Below are 21,925 nucleotides of genomic sequence, written 5' to 3'. Positions count from 1 at the left end.
TTTTCTTCGAAATGCGCAGTATCCCAAGCTTACTCAAACAAAAACGCGCCCTCAAAGGGGCGCGCTTGGTAACAAGTTTTTCAAAACCTCTGCTCACGCAAGCAATCCCTGATCCCGCAGCAGCGCCTGAAGATTTCGGTCGGCGCGCGGCCCCATATGGCGGATCACTTCCCCCGCCACGACACAGCCCATTTCACCACAGGTCCGGATATCGGCGCCGGTGGCAAGCCCATACAGGAAACCGGCGGCAAACCCATCTCCGGCCCCTGTTGCGTCCACGGGGGTGATCTCTTCCACCGGCACATCCACACGTGCGCCATTTTGCACAATCGTCACGCCATCACCCGATCTGGTGCAGGCCACCAGCGGGCAGATCGCAGCGGTTTTCGCCAGCGCCTCTTCCAGATCATCGGTTTCAAACAGGGATTTGATCTCATCCTCATTCCCGATCACATAGTCCAGCTCGTGCTCGATCAGCATCAGGAAATCGGTGCGGTGGCGTTCCACGCAGAACGGATCGGAAATGGCGATCCCCGCTTTGCCCCCTGCCCCAGGGCAGGCCCGCGCCATGGCGATGAACGCCTCTTTGCCTTTGTCCTTATCGAACAGATATCCTTCAAGGAACACGATCTCGGCATCCGAAGCCACCGCCGGGTCCACATCCTGGGGTCCAAGCTCGGCCGAGATCCCCAGATAGGTGTTCATTGACCGCTCCCCATCGGGAGACACAAAAATCATCGAGCGCGACGTCGGCAGCTCTCCCCCCGGCACCGGCGGGTTCACAAAACGCGTTCCGTCCATCTCCATCGCGTCAGCATAGAAATGCCCAAGCGCATCATCATGAACGCGACCGACAAAACCTGTTTTCAGCCCAAGCTTGCCGATCCCCGCAAGCGTGTTTGCCACCGATCCACCAGCCGCTTGCTTGCGGCCCTCCATCGCGCCGTAAAGCACCTCTGCGCGGTCTTTTTCAACCAGCTGCATGATGCCCTTCTCGATCCCCATCAGTTCGAGGAACGAGTCATCTGCCGTGGTCAGCACATCCACAATTGCGTTGCCGATGCCGACAACCTTGTAAGTCTTTGTCATAGATTCTTTTCCTCAAAGAGACAGATGTCGCGGATCAGGCAGTTCCCGCAGACAGGTTTGCGCGCCTTGCAGACATACCGTCCATGCAGGATCAGCCAGTGATGCGCATGTTGCAGATATTCGGCCGGGATATTGTCCTCGACCGCGCGTTCAACCGCGACCACATCCTTGCCCGGGCAGATCCCGGTTCGGTTTCCGACACGAAAGATATGGGTATCCACCGCCTGGGTCGGCACATTCCACCACATGTTCAAAACCACATTGGCGGTCTTGCGCCCCACACCCGGCAGGCTTTCAAGCGCCGCACGCGACGAGGGCACCTCGCCACCATACTCCTCCACCAGAATGCGTGACAGCTTGATCACATTCTTGGCCTTCTGGCGGTAAAGCCCGATGGTCTTGATATGTTGGATCAGCCCCTCTTCGCCCAGCTCCAGCATTTTCTGCGGTGTATCCGCAATCGGGAACAGATCCCGCGTTGCCTTGTTCACACCAACATCGGTGGCCTGCGCCGACAGGGCCACGGCAACCACCAGCGTATAGGCGTTGGTGTGGTCCAGCTCGCCTTTCGGAGCGGGCTCAGCTTCGTGAAACCGACGAAATACCTCACGGATCTCGTGGTAGCTCATTTGTTTGGCAGCACGTCTGGTCATGAAATCCATATGCCCGCCCTCTTATTGGGACACAAGGGGGGCTGGTCGGTTCAGGGGGTGTTTTGCCCCGATCCCTCACCAGACAGACAAAAGCGCAACATTCGGGTCGCGCACATCGCAGGTTTGGGCCATGCTCGAGGGGAAGGAGAACACCATGACCACGGCGGAAGAAAGCTATCATTACAAGCTGATCGGGCGGGCCATCCAAGAGATTGATGCCGCCCAGGACACCCTGTCCCTGGATGAGCTGGCCCGCAGGGTGGGTCTTTCTCCCGCGCATTTCCAGCGGGTGTTTTCACGGTTCGTGGGCATCTCCCCCAAACGCTATCAGCAATTCCTGACACTTGGCCACGCCAAAACCCTGCTCAGGGACCGGCACACCACGCTGGACACCACCCATTCGGTGGGCCTGTCCGGACAGGGGCGGTTGCATGACCTGTTTTTGCGGTGGGAGGCGATGAGCCCGGGAGAATATGCCAAGAAGGGCACCGGGTTGACCATCTATTGGGGCTGGTTCGACAGCCCGTTCGGGACCTCTTTGGTGATGGGAACCGAAAAGGGGATCTGTGGGATCGGGTTTGCCGAAGAAACCGGCGCCGAAGTGGCACTGGCCGACCTCAGATCCCGCTGGCCCAACGCCACGTTCATCGAAGACCCGGCATTCCTGCGCCCCTGGGTGCTCGCCGCCTATGACATGGTCCCCGGTGAACGCGGCAAGACCCCGTTGCACCTGATCGGATCCCCCTTGCAGATCAAGGTATGGGAAGCCCTGCTGCGCATCCCGTCAGGGCATGTCTCAACCTATTCGGAAGTTGCCACAGCCATTGGCAATCCCCGCGCCGTGCGCGCCGTGGGCACCGCCATTGGCCGCAACCCGGTGAGCTGGCTGATCCCCTGTCACCGTGCATTGCGCAAATCCGGTGCGTTGGGGGGGTATCATTGGGGGCTTCCGGTCAAACGCGCCCTTCTTGCCAGAGAGGCAGCTCAGCTGGAAACCCAGAGCGCATTTCAGACGACACACGCAGCACCCTCCAACAAACGGAGCGCCTGACAGGATCTGGTTTCCGTTACGATAGCTGGGCGACACCTTCACGAAACCAACGCGTTACCGGCAATCTGCCGCGCATTCTCCCCCTTGTTATTCGATAACAACAGGGCATCATGGTAGCAGAGACATGAGTTTAACGCATTGAGGAGCGGCAGAAATGTTCCAAACCAAACCCCTTTTGATTCTCGGCACCATCGGTGCCCTGTCGATCACCGCCTGTACCTCGCCCACCGGCGAGATGGGGCCCCGCACCAAGGACGGTGCCGTGGCCGGTGCAATGGTCGGTGGTCTGATCGGCGCGATCAGCGGAGATGACAACAAACTGGGCAGCGCAGCCCTTGGTGCCGCCATCGGCGCGGGCGTCGGTGGCGTGATCGGGTCGCAGCTGGACAAACAAGCACGTGAGCTCGAAGCCTCGATGGGCAACGATCAGGTGCGCATTGTGAACACCGGGGAAAGCCTGGTTGTGACCATGCCGCAGGACATCCTGTTTGCCACCGACAGTGCCGTTGTGAACCCCGGCCTGCGGAGCGACCTTGGCGCACTGGCACGCAACCTGCTGAACTATCCGAACTCGGCGGTGGAAGTGATCGGGCACACCGATAATGTGGGCGATGCCGGCTATAACCTTGCCCTGTCGCAACGCCGTGCGGCCTCTGTCGCGTCGGTTCTGTTCCAAAATGGCGTGCCAAGCTCGCGCGTGGTCACGATCGGGCGTGGCGAAAGCCGCCCGGTGGCCTCGAACCTGACCCCCGAGGGGCGTCAGCAGAACCGCCGGGTTGAGATCATCATTCGCCCCTATACCTGATCCGGCACACGCCCGTTGACACGAGAAAGGCCAGACGACACCCGTCTGGCCTTTTTCTTTTCCGCTGAATGCTTGAGCCTCTCTGCCTCATGTGGTCATAATAGTTTACCACCCAGAACGAGGATCAAGATGCCGTTTCAGAAGATCAATGCCGGAAAGCTGTCCAAATCCGTTGTGGAACAGATCGAACTTTTGATCCTGCGTGGCGTGCTGCGTCCTGGCGAGCGGCTGCCCTCGGAGCGCGATTTATCCGAACGGATGGGGGTATCGCGCCCGTCCCTGCGCGAAGCCATTGCCGAGTTGCAATCGCTGGGGCTTTTGCAAAGTCGCGCCGGGTCCGGGATTTTCATCTCCGAAGATCTGGACAGCTCCTTCTCGCCCGCCCTGACCGGGTTGCTGGGGCGTCATGACGAAGCGGTTTATGACTATCTGGCGTTTCGGCGTGACCTCGAAGGGATGGCGGCAGAACGCGCTGCCCGGCTGGCGTCAGACACCGATCTGGAAGTGATTGACAGCATTTTTCGCAAGATGGAAGACGCGCCGGCTGGCAAAGGGGCTGATCTGGATGCCAATTTCCATTCCGCCATTGTCGAAGCCAGCCACAACGTGATGATCGTGCATGTGATGCGTGCGATGTATGACCTGCTAAAGCGTGGCGTATTCTACAATCGGCAGGTTATCATCCAGCTTTACAACACCCGTGCCGACCTTTTGAACCAGCACCGGGACATCAATGATGCCCTGCAGGCCCGCGACCCGGTGCGCGCCCGGGAAGCAATTGAAGCGCATCTTGATTTTGTGGCCCAGGGCTATGCGGATATGCGGCGTGCGGAACGCAATGAAGAGATTGCAAAACAGCGCCTGAGCCACGAAAGCGCCCAGTAGGGCACCTTCATTTGTGCAAATCGGATCAGGCCGCGCGCAATCCCAGACGCACCAGAATGCGGGTCAGAGGGCAGAAACCGGACAGGCCGGACTGGAACAGGTTGGCCCCGACGAAAAGGGTGAACCACAGCCAGCTGACCTGGCCAAGATTGACCTGCCCGGACAGGTGGGCAAGCCCCAGGCTGATAAGGATGAACAGTCCGGCAATGGACATGGTGGCGCGTTGGGCGTTCATGAACGGTCTCCTTGATGTTTGGGGGATATATATTCATCACCGCGAATATGTCAATCACCGTAACCATCAAAGAACACCCCGGCTGCAGAGATCTGCAGCCGGGGTTTTTGATGTCTGGTCTCGCTATCGCGATCAGTGGAGCTTGGCTTCCACGTCCTTGATGGCGGCGTCGATCAGCTTGTTGCCTTCGGTCGCGGTCATCTGTTTGGCGATCACGTCACGTGCGGCGCCGATGGCCACGGAAACTGCGCTGTCGCGCACTTCCTTGACAGCCGAGGCCTGGGCCGATGCGATCTGATCTTCGGCAGCAGCCAGACGGCGTGCAATTGAAGCCTTCAAATCTTCCTTGGCCAGCTCAGCGGCATTGGCGGCTTCTTCCTTGGCATGGGCGACAATGCGCTCTGCCTGTTCAGCCACTTCCTTTTGCTTGCGTTCATAAGACGCGAGAACTTCGCGTGCTTCGTCAGCAAGTTTCTGAGCTTCTTCGATCTCGGATTTGATGCCCTCGGCACGTTCGTCGAGCTTGCCGCCCAACAGTTTGTGCACGCCCATGTAACCCAGGAAGGTCACAAACAGCAGGAAGGCCAGCCAGACCACCAGGTTGGTGTTGGACAGGTCCAGCCCGCCACCGGCAGCAAATGCCGGTTGGGCAGCGATCAGGGCGAGCGGGGTGAGAACGCGTTTCATCATGTCCTTACCCTTTCATCCGAGCGGTCACAGCCGCGGTCACGGTTTTGGCGTCAGCCGAGTGCCCCAGAGCGCCAATGATTTCCTTGGCGGTATCTTTGGCAACTGCCTTGATGCTGTCCACGGCCCCTGCGCGGATCTCTGCGATGGCGGCTTCGCTTTCAGCGGCCTTTGCAGCGATCTCGGCATCTGCCTTGGCAGCGGCGGCATCCACCTCAGCCTGAATTTCAGCACGCGCTTCGGCCACGATCTTGTTGGCCTCAAGGCGGGCATCTGCCAGCGCCTGATTGTATGCAGCTTCGGCCTCAACGGCTTTCTGCTTCATCTCTTCGGCAGTGGTCAGATAGTTGGTGATCCGGGTTTGGCGCGACTGCAGAATGCCTTCGATACGGGGAAGGGCAATCTTGGTCAGCACGAAGTAGATCACGACCAGCGTCACCACGAGCCAGAAGATCTGGTTCCCGAAGGTCGAGAAATCCAGCTGCGGCATGCCTGCAGCTTCGGCAGCGCCGTGTGCAGCATCCGTGGTATGTGTGTTACTTGCCATGTCTTCTCTCCTGGAACCGAGTTACTTCGGGCGGCGGTTGGAATGCGAAACCGGGTGGTTTCTCACCCCTACCCCCGCCCGGGCGTAAGGATGGTTCAGGTCTTAGACGGCGAACATCAGCAGCAGAGCAACCAGGAACGAGAAGATGCCCAGGGCTTCTGCAAATGCGATACCGATGAAGAGGGTGGCGGTTTGAGCGGCAGCAGCCGACGGGTTGCGCAGAGCACCGGCCAGGAAGTTACCAGCAACGTGGCCCACACCGATAGCGGCGGCACCCGAACCGATAGCTGCCAGACCTGCACCGATGAATTGACCCATTTGAGCGATATTGCCTTCCATTTTCGTTTCTCCTTACGTTGGAATGCTTTGAATTAGTGTGTGAGCGGGCTGCAACCGGCGCGATTAGTGCGACGGATGCAGAGCGTCTTTGAGGTATACGCAGGTCAGGATGGTGAACACGTATGCCTGAATGAAGGCCACCAGAACTTCCAGCGCGTAAACCGCGGCGATCGCGAAGATCGGGAAGAAGCCGAAGAGGCCCAGTGCCGCGGCAAAGCCAGCAAACACTTTGATAACTGCGTGGCCGGCCATCACGTTGCCTGCCAAACGAATGGAATGGCTGACCGGGCGCACGAAATACGAGATCAGTTCGATCACGGCCAGGATCGGACGCAGCGCCAGAGGAGCCGAGGACACCCAGAAGAGACCGAGGAAGCCAGCACCGTTTTTCACAAACCCCAGCACGGTCACGAAGACGAACACGATCAGGGCCAGAACGGCGGTCACGGCGATATGCGAGGTCGAGGTGAACGACATCGGGATCAGGCCGAGGAAGTTGGCGAAAACGATGAACATGAACAGCGTCATGATGCCGGGGAAATACTTGACGGCATCTTTGCCGGCCACATCCTCGACCATTTTGTAAACAAAGCCATAGGCCAGTTCCGCAACAGATTGGGCGCGGGTCGGGATTTCCTTGCCGCCCGAGGTGCCAACCACCAGCAGGGCCACGATGCCAACAATTGCCAGCACCATCCACAGGGTTTGGTTGGTCACGGTGAAGGTAGACAATTTTTGAACACCGGCGGCCCAAAGGTTAACAGACACTTCTTTACCAGCAGTAAGCAGTTCAACTTGATGGTTTGTCAGAGCAACCTCGGCACCACTTGCCAAAACACCCATATGCGAAGAGGCATCAAAGCTCTGGACTACATCATGGCTCTGAAACAGCGGGGCCAGCTGGAACTGATCCATCGGATGGATCGCCAGACCCGGGTGCTCAGGCGCAAAGATCAGGCCCGAGACCAGCACAAGCGCCAGCACGGCGAAGAATGCGATTTTGGCGATGCCGCCAGACCCTTTGTTTGTGCTTTGATCAGCCACCTGTCTTACCCTCTTCTTCTTCGGAACGCGTGCCGGGTGTTGTCCCTGCATCTGCGTCCGCGGACTTCTGCATATGGGCTGCGGTGCCAAGCATGACCTTCACGCCGGCCGCGAACCCCAACATTATGAACAGCACCATCATGATGGGTTTTGTGCCCAAAAGCGCATCCAACCCGTATCCGATGCCGAAACCGATCCCGAGACCGGCAATCAACTCGACGACCATCTGCCAGGCATATTGTGCCTGATTGTAGGCCTTGTCCCCCGCGTGTTCCTTTTCCTCAGTTCCTCGCACCTGTTTCAGGCGTTTCTCAAGCGCCTTGAGGCGCTCGGGATCGGGATCATTGGACATGGATCACCCCCGGGTAATACTTGCGCCCTTTGCTAAGCGGGAAGCAGTCATGAGTCAACGCTGTTTAGCGCCAACATGAAAACAGGTAAGGCATTGTTTTAAAACAGTTTAATAATTTTACTATGGGAGACCATCGCCCCGACACCCGCCGAGCAGGCCAAATTCCTTCACAATTGCAAATTCAACCGATTGGTTGACGATCTGATCGCATCCCAATAGGCATAATCCCATGACCACCGCATCCGATCAGCATCTGGACCATGTCTTTGCCGCCCTGGGTGATCCCACACGGCGCGCCATCCTCACCATGCTTCTGGAAGACGACATGGCTGTTTCCGATGTGGCCACGCCTTTTGACATGTCCCTGGCGGCCATCTCTAAACATCTGACGATCCTCAGCCGGGCCGGGCTGATCAGCCAGGAAAAGCGCGGCCGGGTGAAATGGTGCAAACTGGAACCGGACGCCCTTAAATCCGCATCGGTCTGGATGCAGGGGTTTGGCCAGTTCGAACCGGTCAACCTGGATGATTTCGAGCGGTTTCTTGAGGTGCAGCTGTCAGAGGGATGACCGCACAGATATTGCCGCCCTCAGGGCAGGCTGATCCCCTCTTCTTCCCGCGCCCATTCCTTTGCCGCCGCTTTGAACGCGGACAATGCGGCCTGCACTTTGGCAGAGCGGTGCAGATCCACATGGGTCACAAGCCAGGTCTGGGCGTTCCATTCCGGGCGACGATCCATCACTTCGATCAGCCCCCCTGCCGTGTTGACCGCCATGAAGCCCACCCCAGCCCCGGCGCGCACGGCCGCAGCCAAGGACCGGTCATCGGTGGCGCGATAGCGCACCGTGGAAGGCGGCACATGTTTTTCCTGCCATTGCATGAAAGGCGCGCGGGAGCGGATATCCGAAAAACCGACAAAGCGGTGCTGGTCAAAGGTCTCGATCGTAGGCAGACCAAACCGCTCGACATAACACGGGGCAGCAAACAGGCCCATCTCCATGGTGAAATAGGGCTGCACCACATTGTCAGGCTCTTCGGGGGCACTGCCCGCACGAATGGCAAGATGCGCTTCGCCATATTCCAGACGGAACACCCGCGCGCCGGTTAACAGCCGCACCCGCACTTCGGGGTGGTCACGTTGAAACTGAACCAGAACCGGCGTGACCCGTTCGGCGAAGGAAGGCAAGGCCGTCACAACCAGATCCCCGCTGACACTGTCCCCCTGCCCCCGCAATCGCCCGCCGAGCTGAGAAAACTGGTCATCCGTGGTCTGCGCCACCCGCGCCAGATCCGCCCCGGCCTCGGTCGGTGTATACCCCCGCGCATGACGCTGGAACAGCTTGACCCCAAGCCGCTCTTCCAAGGCATCAATATGGCGGATCACGGTGGCGTGGTGCACGCCCAGCGCGGATGCGGCCCCGCTGACGGTGCCTTCACGCACGACGAAATAGGCCGTTCTGATTTCATCCCAATGCTGCACGATGCGCCCTCCCGGATAATGTTCATTTTCGCACAATATATGTGATATATCTCAGATTGAGTTCGAATTTGCAAATCCTCATAGTCAGTGCAACGCAAAAACACTCTTCCAAAGGACACTGACATGACCAACATTCTGCGTATCGACAGCTCTGCCCGCACCGAAGGTTCGGTTTCGCGCCAATTGGCGGATCGCTTTATGGCCCGGTTGACAGGCGACGTAACCCATCGCGATCTGGCGGACGGGCTGCCACATCTTGATGCGGTCTGGACCGGCGCCACCTTCACCCCGGTTGACGCGCGTAGCGAAGAACAAGCCGCCGCCCTCGCCCTGTCGGACGAGCTTCTGTCCGAAGTGCAGGCGGCGGACACGATCGTGATCTCGACACCGATTTACAATTTCACCATCCCGTCGACCCTGAAGACATGGCTGGATCACCTCGCCCGCGCCGGGGTGAGTTTCCGCTACACTGAAAATGGTCCTGAAGGGTTGCTGGGCGGCAAACGCGTGGTGGTGGTGCTGGCCTCTGGCGGCGTTCCGGTCGGGGCCCCTGTGGATTTTGCCACCCCTTACCTGAAGCACATGTTTGGCTTTCTCGGCATCACCGATGTGGAGTTTGTGGGTGCTGCGGGTGCCGAGGGCATTGCCACGGCCGAAGCAGATCTTGACAAGCTTGCCGCCTGATCCCGACCGCCCATTTTTCCGCACCGGTTTATGACCGGTGCGGGCATCATTCGCGGATCAATATGGCGCGAAAATCATTCACATTGGTCCCGGACGGCCCCGGAGTGAACAGCCCAGCTATCTGTTCGAAGGCGGTATAAGCATCGTGACACGCCAGCAGCTCGCGCGGGTCATGACCCGTATCGCGGATTGCCTGCGCAGTCTGTCCACTGGCAAACGCCCCGGCATTCTCCTCGGATCCATCAATTCCATCCGTATCTGCGGCAAGGGCGCTGACCCCGGCCACCCCTTCCATATCGAGCGCAAAGGACAGGAGGAACTCGGTGTTGCGCCCTCCGCGCCCGGCCCTCTCACCCCCGTCACGCAGAGTGACCGTGGTTTCGCCCCCTGACAGGAGCACCACGGGTTTGGCAAATGGGCGGTCCCGCAGTGCAACTTCGCGCGCAAGGGCGGCATGCATCCGGCCAATGTCGCGTGCCTCTCCCTCAATCGCGTCGGACAGGATGAGCGCAGGCAATCCAAGCGCCCCGGCCCGCTCGGCGGCGGCTTCAAGCGATTTGGCGGCAGAGGCAATCACACGCACCTCATTGTCGGCAAAATCAGAGTGGGTTGGATTGGCGGCAGCACTCTCTTTGATATGCGCGATGATATGGTCCGGCACGTCGATGCAATAGTCCCGAATGGCCGCAAGAGCCGCCTTGCGTCCGGTTGCATCCGGCACGGTGGGACCTGAGGCCACCTGCGCGGGATCATCCCCGGGCACATCAGATACAATCAGGCTGACCAGCTTGGCCGGGTGACATGCTGCGGCAAGGCGCCCGCCTTTGATCCCGGACATATGTTTCCGGATCGCGTTCATGGCTGAAATGGGGGCGCCAGAGGCCAGCAGCGCCTTGTTCAGCTGCTGCTCATCCGCAAGCGTCATCCCCTCTGGCGGACAGGGCAACAAGGCGGAGCCGCCGCCACAGATCAATGCAATCACAAGGTCATCTGGCGTCAGATCCCGGACAGCCTCAAACAGCGCCTTGCTGGCCTCGACACCGGCCTCATCCGGCACCGGGTGCGCCGCCTCAAGCACCCTGATCTGTTCACAAGGAACCGAAAACCCGTAGCGAGTGACCACGACACCTTGCAATGGGCCATCCCAAAGCGCCTCCAACGCCGCCGCCATATGGGCCGCCCCCTTGCCCGCCCCCACAACAACAACCCGCCCCTTTGGCGGCGCAGGCAGGTGGCGCGCCAGGGCGTGCTTCGGATCGGCGGCCTTGATCGCCGCATCGTAAAGCGATGTCAGCAAGGCAATGTCATCAGCATGTGTCATAGCCGCAGCATAACGCGCGGCTATGACAGGGCAATCCTTTCCGGCGTCAAAGCGTAACCCGTTAGTGTTGGGTTACATGCGACAAGCCAAAAGCCAAGCCATCAGAGAATGATCAAATGAAATCAGCCGTTCCGCGGAGAGCGATCAAGGGGGTGAGGCTGGTCACGCCCCGACAGAGGAACCGTTTGGAGTGTCTGTTCTTTCCAGATCTTCCCAACACTGTCTTCCGTCGGGGGCATAACCAGCCCGCCTGTAAAGATGCCTCAATCGCCGTCGGCAACCCCCGCTGCCCGAGCTTTCGCCCGTCTGGCGCGGTAGCTTGGCAGGACAATCAGAATGGCCGCAATGACCAGAAGGGCCAATGTCATCGGGCGTTCCCAGATGAAGGCGATACCGTCATAAAGCTGCATGGAGCGCGCAAAGTTATCCTCCATCATACCGCCCAGGATGAAGCCAATCAGCAATGGCGCAAGCGGGTAGTCCGCAAACTTCATCGCGGTGGCGCAGATCCCGAAGCCGACCAGCAGCAGAAGCTCTGTTGCATTGTTCTGGCCGATATAGGCGCCCATCAGGGTAAAGAACAGGATGAACGGGATCAGGTAATTGCGCGGCACCGCCAGAACCTTGGCGATATAGGGGATCAGCGGCAGGTTCAGGATCAAGAGCACAAGGTTGCCGATGAACATCGACATGATGACCGCCCAGAAGATCTGCGGCTCATCCAGCATCAGGCGCGGGCCCGGTGTGACGTTCAAAGCGATCAGCGCGCCCAGAAGGATGGCCGTGGTGCCGGAACCGGGAATACCCAGCGTCAGGAGCGGCACGAAAGACCCGGTGCAGGCGGCGTTATTCGCGGTCTCTGGCGCAGCGAGCCCTTTGATTGACCCTTTGCCGAACTCTTCTTGCTCATGTTTCGGTGCGATATTGCGCTCAACCGCGTAGCCAAGGAAACTTGCGATTGTCGCCCCCGCCCCGGGCAGAACACCGATAAAGAACCCTTGCAGCGACTGCCGCCCAATGACCGGCGCAATGGCCTTGGCTTCCGCACCGGTGATACGGAGATCCTTGATTTCGCCGTCATCCCCTTTCAGGTTTTTCGGCTTGAGGACAAGGAACAGAGCCTCGGGCAAGGCAAACATCGCCATGGCAAGCGTGATAAAGCCAAATCCCGATTGCAGGTCCATGATACCCATGGTGAAGCGCGGCAGATTGAACAACGCCCCTTCGCCAACCGTTGCCATGATCAGGCCGAGAATGGTCATGATCATCGCTTTCGCAACCTGACCCGTTCCGGCAAATGCCGCGATGGCAGACAGGCCAACCACCATCAGCGCGAAATATTCGGCCGAGTGAAACAGCAGCGCAACCGAAGAAAGCGCAGGCGCAAAGACCATCAGAAGCAACGCGCCAATGGTGCCGCCGGCAAAGCTTGCAATTGCGGCAATGGTCAGCGCCTTACCTGCCTTGCCCTGCTGCGCCATCGGGTAGCCGTCAAAACTTGATGCGACAGTTCCGGCAACGCCGGGAGCATTGAGAAGGATCGAAGAGGTCGACCCCCCGAAAATTGCACCGTAATACACGCCTGCGAGCAAAATCAGCGCCGCCGACGGGTCGCCCATGGAAATGGCAACGGGGATCATGATCGCGATGATGGACATGGGCCCCAGCCCCGGAAGCATGCCGATAAAAGTGCCAATCAGGCAGCCACCGATCACCATCAGAAGATTTTGCAAAGACAGGGCCGTTTGCAGGCCAATCAGAAGTCCTTCAAGCATATCAGCCTCCCAATACGCCCGGCAGGGCGCGCATATAGATACCAAGCACCTCTTGCACGAGATACCAGACAGCGAGTGTTGCTATGACCGACACAGGAAGCATGATGTGCCATTTACGCTCGCCCAGAATGAAGGATCCCAGGATCAGAAAACCCGAGGTCGACAGCAGGAAGCCCAGCGGACGCAGGCAAAGAGCATAGGCAACCATCAACCCGAGCAACAAAAGCGCCTGCCCCAAATGGTATTCCCACAAACGGCGATAATCGATTTCCGCCTCCTTGGGCATGGTCTTTTCCAAGCCCAGCAGGATCGCCAGGCTGGCCAGCCCGCCCAAGATCGACAGAACTTTGGGAAAAGTGCTGGGCCAGATCGGATTTCGCTTCATGAAAGGCGCCAGGCTGGCATCCATTGTGAACCAGGCTGCATAACCGTATGCGAGGCAGACACCCAGCAGAACCAGTGCAATCCAACGATCCAAGGCCATGTTTTTCACTCCCTTAAAACGGATTTGGCAGGACGGCGAACCGCCCTGCCTGATGGGCGATCAGAGGAAGCCAAGCTTCTTCATCAGGTCGCCGATGGTCTTTTCCTGGCTTTCAAGGAAGCTGAGGAAATCATCGCCTGAATTGTGGATATTGACCCAACCGTTGCGGGCACGAACCTCTTCCCATTCGGGCGTGTCATACATCTTGGCAATTGCGTCCTGATACATGGCCAGCTTGTCCGCTGGCAGGCCGGGCACGCCAAAGAAGCCGCGCCAGTTGACGAAAGTGGTGTCGATACCCTGCTCTTTCATCGTCATCGCATCCGGCGCCGCGGCCACACGCTCATCCGACGTAACACCGATAATTTTAACCTCGCCCGCTTTGGAAAGGTCGACAGCTTCTGAAAAACCGGTCGACAGGGCGGCGATCTCACCCGAGAGCAGCGCGGCCATTGCCTTGCCCCCCGCATCATAAGGAATGTATTTGACCTCCAGCGCATCCTTGCCCGCGGCTTCCATCACCATGGCCGCAACAAGGTGATCCATGCCACCCGGCACGGACCCGCCACCAATCGCCGTTCCCGACGGGTTGGCGTCAAACGCCGCAATCAGATCAGCCATGCTGTTGATCGGGCTGTCCTTGCCCACGACGACCGCCGCGTAATCCCCGATTGTGCCCGCCACCAGTGTCAGGTCGCGGAAGTTATACGGGAACATGCCGGTCAGGGACCGGATCACGATCGGGGTCGAGTTGACCATCAACGTGCCCTGATTGCTGTCGGCATTTTCAATCATGTAGCCGATGGCTTTGCCGCCGCCGCCACCTGACATGTTCTCGTAAGAGGCGGTCCCGACCAGCCCCGATCGCGTGAGGGCCTCACCCGTGCCGCGGGCGGTTCCGTCCCAGCCCCCTCCGGCGCCTCCGGGGATCAGAAAGTGGATGCTGTCCGCAACCTTGTGCCCATCTGCCATCGCCGGAGCGGCAAGGCCAAGGGCTGCGACAGCCGCAATAAAGCTGCGGCGACCTAGTTCAAATTTCGTCATGTTTTCCTCCCAATTGACAACTCCCCGCATCGCGGGTCAGCTGAAGGAACCAGAACACACCAACCTGACACAAACCTGTCACACGCCTGAAAAGAGCCTCGCCTTCACATGAAGTTTCTGCTGATCGAAGACAATCAAGAGCTGGCCAATGCCATTGGTTCTCGTATGCGCCTTGATGGCCATGTTGTTGATCACGCAGAAAATTTAGAGGACGCCTGGGAGTTTGTCGCGACCGGGGAATATGACCTGATCTTGCTTGACATCATGCTTCCCGATGGGGACGGGCGGGACTTTCTCAAACGCCACAGGGCGAGTGATTTTGATACACCGGTCATCGTTTTGACCGCACGCAGTCAGGTGTCAGACCGAATCGGATCACTTGATCTTGGGGCTGACGACTATGTCACCAAACCCTTCGATCACGCCGAACTTGAAGCGCGCTGTCGTGCCGTTCTGCGTCGCCAGACCGGCAATGCGAAGACCACGATTGAGGTGGGGGGGATCATCTTTGATCCGGTTGCAGGTTTTCTGACCGTTGCGGGCGAAGCGGTGAACCTGCGCAACCGTGAACTCCGTCTGCTTGAAGTCTTCCTGAACGCGCCGGGAAAGATTTTTTCCAAAAGCAAACTGTCCGACAGATTGTTTTCCTATGACGACGATGTGTCCGAAAATGCGATTGAGGTCTATGTCGGCCGCTTACGCAAACTCCTGTCCGCGTCCGATCTGCGGATAACGACCCTGCGTGGGCTTGGCTATCGGTTGGACCAAGATGGATAGGCCAGCTGTCTCAGGATCCCTCAGAAACCGCTTGATGCTGGCCCTGATCGGGGGGGCCGCACTCCTCGCATTGCTGTTGTTTTTCGCGGTGCGCAGTTTCGCGGTGCAGGTTGCACAACAAGGGCAGGACGAAATCCTGCGGGCCTCTGTGGCATCCATGCTGGACGCCGCGGCCATTCGCAATGGTGAGATTGAGCTCGACCTGCCCTATTCGGCGTTTTCGATGCTGGGCACCCCGGCGGATGACAGGGTTTTCTATGCGGTTTATCAGGATGGAACCTTTCTGTCGGGCTACGAGGATCTTGCGTTCTCAGACGATCCCCCGTTCCAATCCGGCCAGATGCGGGGATCTCAGGTGCGCAAGATCAGCGCCGCGCGCCCGCTCATCGGAGAAGACAAACGGACGGACATACAGATTGTCCTTGCCCAAACCCAAGACGCGCTTTCAGAAACATTGCGCCAGATTTCGCGTAATGCCGCCCTGCTTGGCTTAGGCTTCTTTGCCCTGACCGCCGTTTTATCCTATTGGGCAACGGCAACCACCATCGGCCAACTGGGCAAGCTGACAACTTCGGTCACGCGCCGGGGGCCGCAGGACCTCAGCCCGTTCAACAAACCTGTGCCGCGCGAAATGGCCCCTTTGGTCAGATCGCTGAATTCCCTGATGGGACGGCTTGATCACTCCTTGAGCCAGTCGGAGGATTTCATTGCCGAGGCTGCGCATCGGGTCCGCACCCCGCTTGCAACGGTGCGCTCCTATGCTGAGGCCACGTTGCAACGGGTCGACAAATCAGAAAACCGCGAAGCAATGCGGGCGATGATGAAAGCCATTGATGAAAGCTCGCGCGCGGCGGGACAGTTGCTGGACCATGCGATGATCACCTTCCGCGCCGACCACCTTGAAAGGGAACAGCTCGACCTTGTCGAATTGGTGCGTGATCTGGTGCAGCGCATGACCCCCATCGCCGAGATGAAGGATTTGTCGCTCATCTTGCAGGGTGACCCCCATGTGCCCTTTTCTGGCGATCCGATTTTGCTCCAGAACGCCATACGCAACCTGATCGACAACGCCATGAAATACGGCCCCGCCGAAAGCCGGATCGAGATCATTGTTTCGGCAAGCCCCGAAACGCAGATCACGGTCTGCGACTGTGGTCCGGGTTTTCCAGAAGGTGAAATGGACACTCTGACAACGCGTTTTCAGCGAGGGGCCAACGCGAAGGACAGTATCGGATCCGGCCTGGGCCTGACCATTGCACTGGACGTTGCCGAAGCACATGGCGGAACGGTCAGATTGAAAAACCAACCGGGGGGCGGCGCATGCGTTTCTATCTTACTTTAGCCCTTGTTTTCTTTTTTCAGGCGTCATCTTCCCAGGCCTGGGAAGATCAGAAAACGTTCAATGGCGCGCAGGCGGTGACGACCCTCCGGGTCCTCTCAAGCACGGATACCGATCTGTTTGCCCCCTTGATACAGGCCTTCACCGCCCAAAGTCCCGATATCTCGATAGACTATCTTGTCACCGGCACAGCGGATCTCGACCGGCGCTTTCGGGAAACCCCCGATCTCTTCGATATCGCAATCTCGAGCGCCATGGATTTGCAGTTCAAACTGGCAAATGATGGCTATGCGCTCGAACTTGGCACTGTCTCTCACCCGTCCTGGGCACATTGGCGGCACAGCCTCTTTGCTTTCACGTCAGAGCCCGCGGCAATCGTTATCAATCGCGCAGCCTTCGAGGGCCTGCCAATCCCAAAATCGCGGCAGGAGCTCATCGAAGCGTTGCGCGCCCGCCCGGACGTCTTCCGAAATCGCGTCGGAACCTATGACGTTCAACAATCGGGGCTTGGCTATCTGTTTGCGACACAAGACGCGCGGGCATCAGATACGTTCTGGCGGCTCATGGAGGTGATGGGCAGCCTGGGTGTTCAGCTTTACTGCTGTTCGGGTGACATGATCGACGATCTGATCGATGGAAAGATTGTTGTCGCCTATAATGTGCTTGGCAGCTATGCCCAGGCCCGCACCGAAAGCCAGGACATCCTCGAAATTGTATTGCCGTCCGACTTTCCCACAACGATGATGCGGACCGCTCTGGTTTCAAGCGCCTCCAAGGAACCGCAAGCCGCCGAGCGATTTATTCAATTCCTCGTCGCCTATCAAACCAGTCACACCGAAGATGCCCGGCCGCTGCCACCACTCAACGGACAAAAAAATGGCGTCGAGCATGCAACGATCGCATTGGAACCTGCGTTGATGACATTCCTTGATACCCTGAAGCGAAACAAGTTTCTGTCGGAATGGCAAAGCGCCCTGATCCAGAACTAAAACGTTTCTGGCAAAAGGTGACCCACCGGTTTTTCTGAAAATGCGCGAAGCACCCACGACATTGATGTCTCTTGCGGCGCGTCGACTTTTCCATGCCTCAGGTGAGGGTCGGAACGCTTTATCGATGCTAACGGGTGCCCAAAGGGACAAACCATCCGTCGGCTTACACTGCGCTGGAAGTTCAACTTGGAAAATTTGGTGGAGCCTAGCGGGGTCGAACCGCTGACCTCTTGCATGCCATGCAAGCGCTCTACCAACTGAGCTAAGGCCCCAACCTTTTCAGCGCCGCCTCACCAAATCATCCCGGATCAGACCGTTTGCTTGGTGACAGTGTGTCGCTGTCTGTGCGGCGGTATTTAGGCAAAGGCGCGGGGGGGTGCAACCCAAAAAATGCGCCTTTGTCGATTTTTTTTGACCGGCTGGAGTTTTACCAGTTCAGGCCTCAGTTACTCGTCATCTTCCGCTGGCATGTCGGCGATTTCGTCAAGCGACACATCATCATCGTCATCGTCATCCAGAACATCATCGCCCAGATCCACGTCAGACGCATCATCATCTTCGAGGACCGCATCAGCGTCATCCACCAGATCCTCAGCCAAAGACGCCTTGTCTTCCTTGTCCGCCACCATGGTGCGGGTCCCCTTGCCGGCGTCGAGGTTCAGAACCTCACCCGTATAGGGGCTTACGATCGGATTGGCGTTCAGGTCATAGAAACGTTTGCCTGTCGTCGGGCAGACACGTTTTACACCCCATTCTTCCTTGGGCATCGTTGCCCCCTTTCCGTTTTCATATCTACATGCGAAATTTGACGCCAGTTGCCATATGTAGACCCAGCTGTCAAAGGCTTTTGCCATCCCCGGCAGGAAGGGCTGCTTTGATGCTGGTATCGACACTGTCGCAAAGGTCTAAAGAAAGGATGTAGCCCGTGTTTGGCTCCCGGATCAAGTCAGCAGAAATAATGCGCCTGACCGCCGCCCCCGAGGTGGAGCTGATGCTGCGCCCCTCTGCCCGCGCCCGACGCCTGTCGCTCCGGATTTCCCGCCTGGATGGGCGGGTGACATTGACCGTGCCCACGGGAACCCCTCGACGTGAGGCCGTGGGGTTTGCCGAAGAACGCGCGGATTGGATTCGCACCCATCTGGCCGACATTCCTCAGGATATGCGCCCCGCAATCGGCAACAGCATCCCCTTTCGCGGCCAGTTGCATCGCCTTGAAATCGCCCGCACCCGTGCCCCCAAACTGGGCGACGGATCGATCCTCCTTCCTCTGGCGGCGGCGGACGACCCTGCTCCGCGCCTGCTGGCATTTCTGAAACATGAAGCGCGCGCCCATCTGGACCACGCCAGCCTGTATTATGCCCGTCTGATCGGGCAGGAATTTGGCCGTATCACCCTGCGCGACACACGATCGCGCTGGGGGTCATGCTCGTCCCAGGGCAATCTGATGTATTCCTGGCGGCTGATCATGGCCCCGCCCGAGGTGCTGAATTATGTTGCGGCGCACGAGGTCTCTCATCTGGTCCATATGGACCATTCCCCTGCTTTCTGGGCGCAGGTGGCGGAAATCTTTCCCAACCACCGCCCGGCACGCAAATGGCTGAGGGACAAGGGAAATGATCTGCACCGGTATCGCTTCAAGGACTGATCCTGCGTGATTGACGCCCGCCGTGATTTGTGATCACAATTCGCCATGATCACCTCCACGCGCCCTCCTCCCGAATCTGGTGCCGCCCATGAGCGGGTATATCGCACCCTGCGTGCCCAGATTATGCATGGCGAAATTGATCCGGGCGACGCGCTGACCCTGCGTGGCATCGGCAAACGCTTCGACGTTTCCATGACCCCCGCGCGCGAAGCCGTGCGCAGGCTGGCAGCCGAAGGGGCCTTGACCCTGTCCAGCTCCGGACGCGTATCGGCCCCCGATCTCAACCCGGAACGGATCGAAGAACTTGCCGCCCTGCGCGCCCTGCTGGAGCCCGAACTCGCCGCCCGCGCCCTGCCCCGCGCCCATATGGCGCTGATTGACCGGCTGCGCACCATCAACGCGCGCGTGTCAGAGTTTGTCGCCAAACAGGACGCCGTCGGGTATCTGCGCACCAATCTCGAGTTTCACCGCACGCTCTACCTGCGCGCCCACGCGCCAGCCATGCTGGCCATGGCGGAAACAGTCTGGTTGCAGCTTGGTCCCACCATGCGCGCGCTTTATGCCCGCAAACACCGGCCTGACCTGCAAAAACACCACCGGATGATTCTCGCGGCCCTTGCCGCCGGGGATGAGCCCGCCCTGCGGCTCGCGGTGCGCACGGATGTCACCCAGAGCCTGAAGATGATCGGGGACTGATCCCACGCCACCGGGCTTTTTCCTGCTCCAAATACCTCGGGGGTTCGAGGGCTTCCCGGAAACAGTCTGGGAGAGTGTTTCGCCCGAAGAACGGGCGGAGCCCTGCGCAGCTCGAGGGGCAGCGCCGCTCCTTACCAAAAAAAAGCGCGCCCCGCAGGACGCGCTTTTCTTGTTTCCTGATGGTCCGCTCTTACGAGTGGATCGGGCCATCACCACAGGCCAGAGCCGCTTCGCGCACCGCTTCCGAAAACGTCGGGTGGGCGTGGCAGGTGCGGGCCAGATCTTCTGCAGAGCCGCCAAATTCCATCAGCACGCAGGCTTCGTGGATCAACTCACCGGCAGCAGGCCCCATGATGTGAACCCCCAGCACGCGGTCTGTCGCCTTGTCAGCAAGGATCTTCACAAAACCTTCGCCCTGGAACACGGCCTTCGCGCGGCCATTGCCCATGAAGCTGAACTTGCCGACCTTGTAATCGACACCTTCGGCCTTCAGTTGCTCTTCGGTTTTGCCCACCGCGGCCACTTCCGGCGAGGTGTAAACGACCCCCGGAATGACGTCATAGTTCACGTGGCCCACTTTGCCCGCGATCGCCTCAGCCGCAGCCATGCCTTCATCTTCGGCCTTATGCGCCAGCATCGGACCTTCGGTCACGTCGCCAATCGCCCAGACGCCGGGGATGGAGGTTTTCCAGTGATCCGTTGCAATTTGCCCGCGTTGGGTCATCTGAATGCCCAGCGCATCGAGGCCAAGCCCCTCGGTGAAGGGACGACGACCAGTGGCGACCAGCACGCAATCCGCGTCCAGCATCTCTTCCTTGTCGTTTTTCTTCAGCTTGTAATGCACCTTGGCTTTGGTCTTGGTCGCCTCGACCTTTTGCACGGCGGCCCCCATGACAAACTTCAGCCCCTGCTTTTTCAGCGCACGGGCAAAGGTTTTGGACAGGTCGCCATCCATGCCCGGAGTGATCTGATCCATGAATTCCACAACGGTCACTTCGGACCCCAGACGCGCATAGACCGAGCCCATTTCGAGGCCGATCACGCCCGCGCCGATCACAACCATTTTCTTCGGGATCTTCGGCAAGCTGAGCGCCCCGGTGGAGGTCACAACAACCTTCTCATCCACCTCGACACCCGGCAGGCTCGACGGTTCAGACCCGGAGGCAATCACGATATGCTTGGCCTCGTGGACCTCGTCCCCAACTTTCACCTGACCGGCGGCAGGCACGGATGCCCAGCCCTTGATCCAGTCCACCTTGTTCTTCTTGAACAGGAATTCAATGCCCTTGGTGTTCTGGCCAATCACGTCATCTTTATAGGCCAGCATGTCCTTCCAATCGACCGAGGGGGATTTCCCTTTCAGGCCCATCTTGGCGAAATTGTGCTCTGCCTCATGCAGGCTGTGCGAGGCGTGCAGAAGGGCCTTCGACGGGATGCACCCCACATTCAGACAGGTGCCACCGAGGGTTTCACGGCCCTCGACACAGGCCGTTTTCAGGCCCAGCTGGGCACAACGGATGGCGCAGACATAGCCGCCCGGGCCACCACCGATTACGATTACGTCATAAGATGCCATGGGGGTCTCCATTTGATTGGTGCATCGACAATTTCTGCCCCTCCCGAACAGGTGGGGCCAGGTCCATAGACCTGAATATCAAACTGGTGCCAGCAACTTGGTCTGCACATGGCACACGCCATCGCGCTCCATATGCATTGCCAGCTCTTCCGAATCGAAAAACGCGCGCGCCTTTTCAAGGTTCAGGATCTCGAACAGGGCAACGGCGTGGTTCTTGTTTTCGGGGTCCTGCCAAACATGCAGTTCGCGAATGCCAACCGCCTTGCGATTGAACCGGTCCTTTTTGAACACCTCATACCAAGCGTCAAAATCTGCGACATCCGCTTGCCACAAAACATGTGTTGCCATTTCTTATTCCTTTTGCCGGGGGCGGACTTATGCGCCTTGCCCCCTTATTCATGGCGAGAAGATAAGGCCCGGAGAGTTTCC

General features: G+C 58.8%; 26 protein-coding genes and 1 tRNA gene. 10 read left to right on the top strand and 17 right to left on the bottom strand.

The window, feature by feature from the left end; translation table 11 throughout:
- Positions 1–93 precede the first annotated feature (93 nt).
- Both XMD517_RS14910 and nth read right to left on the bottom strand, forming a co-directional pair.
- Positions 94–1,089, bottom strand: coding sequence for an adenosine kinase (locus XMD517_RS14910; RefSeq protein WP_173487959.1), 996 nt, complete (start codon positions 1,087–1,089; stop codon positions 94–96).
- Positions 1,086–1,742 (bottom strand): endonuclease III, encoded by a 657-nt coding sequence (gene nth / locus XMD517_RS14905; protein ID WP_254449626.1) that lies wholly within the window; start codon positions 1,740–1,742, stop codon positions 1,086–1,088. Before nth ends, XMD517_RS14910 begins: the two co-directional genes overlap by 4 nt.
- Before the next feature lie 154 nt (positions 1,743–1,896).
- Between nth and XMD517_RS14900 the strand changes: the two genes are divergently transcribed.
- From XMD517_RS14900 to XMD517_RS14890, 3 genes are all read left to right on the top strand, one after another.
- Entirely contained in the window at positions 1,897–2,793 is an 897-nt protein-coding gene (locus XMD517_RS14900; protein WP_173485341.1) for a bifunctional helix-turn-helix domain-containing protein/methylated-DNA--[protein]-cysteine S-methyltransferase, read from the top strand.
- Between the two features lie 154 nt (positions 2,794–2,947).
- Entirely contained in the window at positions 2,948–3,598 is a 651-nt protein-coding gene (locus XMD517_RS14895) for an OmpA family protein (RefSeq protein ID WP_173485340.1), read from the top strand.
- 129 nt (positions 3,599–3,727) lie between these two features.
- Entirely contained in the window at positions 3,728–4,483 is a 756-nt protein-coding gene (locus XMD517_RS14890; RefSeq protein WP_173485339.1) for a FadR/GntR family transcriptional regulator, read from the top strand.
- A gap of 25 nt (positions 4,484–4,508) precedes the next feature.
- Here XMD517_RS14890 and XMD517_RS14885 read toward each other — a convergent pair whose 3' ends face one another.
- The 6 genes from XMD517_RS14885 to XMD517_RS14855 form a co-directional block, all read right to left on the bottom strand.
- Positions 4,509–4,718, bottom strand: coding sequence for a DUF2892 domain-containing protein (locus tag XMD517_RS14885; protein WP_173485338.1), 210 nt, complete (start codon positions 4,716–4,718; stop codon positions 4,509–4,511).
- 132 nt (positions 4,719–4,850) lie between these two features.
- Positions 4,851–5,408: a F0F1 ATP synthase subunit B gene (locus XMD517_RS14880; RefSeq protein ID WP_371732369.1), complete on the bottom strand. Its 558-nt coding sequence runs from the start codon at positions 5,406–5,408 to the stop codon at positions 4,851–4,853.
- A gap of 4 nt (positions 5,409–5,412) precedes the next feature.
- Positions 5,413–5,952, bottom strand: coding sequence for a F0F1 ATP synthase subunit B' (locus XMD517_RS14875; RefSeq protein ID WP_173485337.1), 540 nt, complete (start codon positions 5,950–5,952; stop codon positions 5,413–5,415).
- A 102-nt stretch (positions 5,953–6,054) separates the two neighbouring features.
- Positions 6,055–6,291: a F0F1 ATP synthase subunit C gene (locus XMD517_RS14870; protein WP_055188564.1), complete on the bottom strand. Its 237-nt coding sequence runs from the start codon at positions 6,289–6,291 to the stop codon at positions 6,055–6,057.
- A gap of 63 nt (positions 6,292–6,354) precedes the next feature.
- A complete protein-coding gene (locus tag XMD517_RS14865) occupies positions 6,355–7,299 on the bottom strand; it encodes a F0F1 ATP synthase subunit A (protein WP_368493347.1) in 945 nt (314 codons plus the stop codon).
- Positions 7,300–7,327: 28 nt separating this feature from the next.
- A complete protein-coding gene (locus tag XMD517_RS14855) occupies positions 7,328–7,687 on the bottom strand; it encodes an AtpZ/AtpI family protein (protein ID WP_173485336.1) in 360 nt (119 codons plus the stop codon).
- 229 nt (positions 7,688–7,916) lie between these two features.
- On the opposite strand from XMD517_RS14855, the gene XMD517_RS14850 reads away from it, so the two are divergent.
- Positions 7,917–8,255: a helix-turn-helix transcriptional regulator gene (locus tag XMD517_RS14850; RefSeq protein WP_055188560.1), complete on the top strand. Its 339-nt coding sequence runs from the start codon at positions 7,917–7,919 to the stop codon at positions 8,253–8,255.
- A gap of 20 nt (positions 8,256–8,275) precedes the next feature.
- Here the strand turns inward: XMD517_RS14850 and XMD517_RS14845 are convergent, their stop codons facing one another.
- The gene (locus XMD517_RS14845; RefSeq protein ID WP_173485335.1) at positions 8,276–9,166 is read right to left on the bottom strand and encodes a LysR family transcriptional regulator; all 891 of its coding nucleotides are present in this window, start codon (positions 9,164–9,166) and stop codon (positions 8,276–8,278) included.
- A gap of 123 nt (positions 9,167–9,289) precedes the next feature.
- On the opposite strand from XMD517_RS14845, the gene XMD517_RS14840 reads away from it, so the two are divergent.
- On the top strand, positions 9,290–9,850 hold the full coding sequence (locus XMD517_RS14840; protein WP_173485334.1) for an FMN-dependent NADH-azoreductase: 561 nt from the start codon (positions 9,290–9,292) through the stop codon (positions 9,848–9,850).
- A gap of 46 nt (positions 9,851–9,896) precedes the next feature.
- Here XMD517_RS14840 and XMD517_RS14835 read toward each other — a convergent pair whose 3' ends face one another.
- The 4 genes from XMD517_RS14835 to XMD517_RS14820 form a co-directional block, all read right to left on the bottom strand.
- A complete protein-coding gene (locus XMD517_RS14835) occupies positions 9,897–11,171 on the bottom strand; it encodes a glycerate kinase (RefSeq protein WP_173485333.1) in 1,275 nt (424 codons plus the stop codon).
- Between the two features lie 263 nt (positions 11,172–11,434).
- Positions 11,435–12,946, bottom strand: coding sequence for a tripartite tricarboxylate transporter permease (locus tag XMD517_RS14830; protein WP_173485332.1), 1,512 nt, complete (start codon positions 12,944–12,946; stop codon positions 11,435–11,437).
- Position 12,947: 1 nt separating this feature from the next.
- Positions 12,948–13,430, bottom strand: a complete 483-nt coding sequence (locus tag XMD517_RS14825) for a tripartite tricarboxylate transporter TctB family protein (protein WP_173485331.1) — start codon at positions 13,428–13,430, stop codon at positions 12,948–12,950.
- 60 nt (positions 13,431–13,490) lie between these two features.
- Positions 13,491–14,474 carry a tripartite tricarboxylate transporter substrate binding protein gene (locus tag XMD517_RS14820; RefSeq protein WP_173485330.1) on the bottom strand — a complete coding sequence of 328 codons (984 nt, stop codon included), beginning with the start codon at positions 14,472–14,474 and terminating at the stop codon, positions 13,491–13,493.
- Positions 14,475–14,582: 108 nt separating this feature from the next.
- Here XMD517_RS14820 and XMD517_RS14815 point away from each other — a divergent pair, with 108 nt between their 5' ends.
- From XMD517_RS14815 to XMD517_RS14805, 3 genes are read left to right on the top strand one after another with little or no spacing between them, the layout of a single operon-like run.
- Positions 14,583–15,251, top strand: coding sequence for a response regulator transcription factor (locus tag XMD517_RS14815; protein WP_173485329.1), 669 nt, complete (start codon positions 14,583–14,585; stop codon positions 15,249–15,251).
- Between the two features lie 34 nt (positions 15,252–15,285).
- Entirely contained in the window at positions 15,286–16,593 is a 1,308-nt protein-coding gene (locus XMD517_RS14810) for a sensor histidine kinase (protein WP_254449625.1), read from the top strand.
- Entirely contained in the window at positions 16,572–17,579 is a 1,008-nt protein-coding gene (locus tag XMD517_RS14805; RefSeq protein ID WP_173485327.1) for an ABC transporter substrate-binding protein, read from the top strand. The genes XMD517_RS14810 and XMD517_RS14805 overlap by 22 nt, the downstream gene beginning before the upstream one ends.
- Positions 17,580–17,775: 196 nt before the next feature.
- On the opposite strand, the gene XMD517_RS14800 is transcribed toward XMD517_RS14805, so the two are convergent.
- Positions 17,776–17,851: transfer RNA gene (locus tag XMD517_RS14800), tRNA-Ala, on the bottom strand.
- 174 nt (positions 17,852–18,025) lie between these two features.
- Positions 18,026–18,346, bottom strand: coding sequence for a TIGR02300 family protein (locus XMD517_RS14795; RefSeq protein ID WP_173485326.1), 321 nt, complete (start codon positions 18,344–18,346; stop codon positions 18,026–18,028).
- Between the two features lie 191 nt (positions 18,347–18,537).
- On the opposite strand from XMD517_RS14795, the gene XMD517_RS14790 reads away from it, so the two are divergent.
- Positions 18,538–19,224, top strand: coding sequence for a M48 family metallopeptidase (locus tag XMD517_RS14790; protein WP_173485611.1), 687 nt, complete (start codon positions 18,538–18,540; stop codon positions 19,222–19,224).
- A 45-nt stretch (positions 19,225–19,269) separates the two neighbouring features.
- Positions 19,270–19,920, top strand: a complete 651-nt coding sequence (locus tag XMD517_RS14785) for a GntR family transcriptional regulator (protein WP_055188538.1) — start codon at positions 19,270–19,272, stop codon at positions 19,918–19,920.
- Positions 19,921–20,110: 190 nt separating this feature from the next.
- Here XMD517_RS14785 and lpdA read toward each other — a convergent pair whose 3' ends face one another.
- Together lpdA and XMD517_RS14775 are read right to left on the bottom strand one after the other, a co-directional pair.
- Positions 20,111–21,496 (bottom strand): dihydrolipoyl dehydrogenase, encoded by a 1,386-nt coding sequence (gene lpdA / locus XMD517_RS14780; RefSeq protein ID WP_173485325.1) that lies wholly within the window; start codon positions 21,494–21,496, stop codon positions 20,111–20,113.
- 78 nt (positions 21,497–21,574) lie between these two features.
- Positions 21,575–21,844, bottom strand: a complete 270-nt coding sequence (locus tag XMD517_RS14775; RefSeq protein WP_055188534.1) for a hypothetical protein — start codon at positions 21,842–21,844, stop codon at positions 21,575–21,577.
- Between the last annotated feature and the right edge of the window lie 81 nt (positions 21,845–21,925).

The organism is Aliiroseovarius sp. xm-d-517 (assembly GCF_013283135.1).
Lineage (GTDB): Bacteria > Pseudomonadota > Alphaproteobacteria > Rhodobacterales > Rhodobacteraceae > Aliiroseovarius > Aliiroseovarius crassostreae.
The sequence above is the reverse complement of the archived record's forward strand: the minus strand, read 5'-3'. Positions and strand labels throughout refer to the sequence as shown.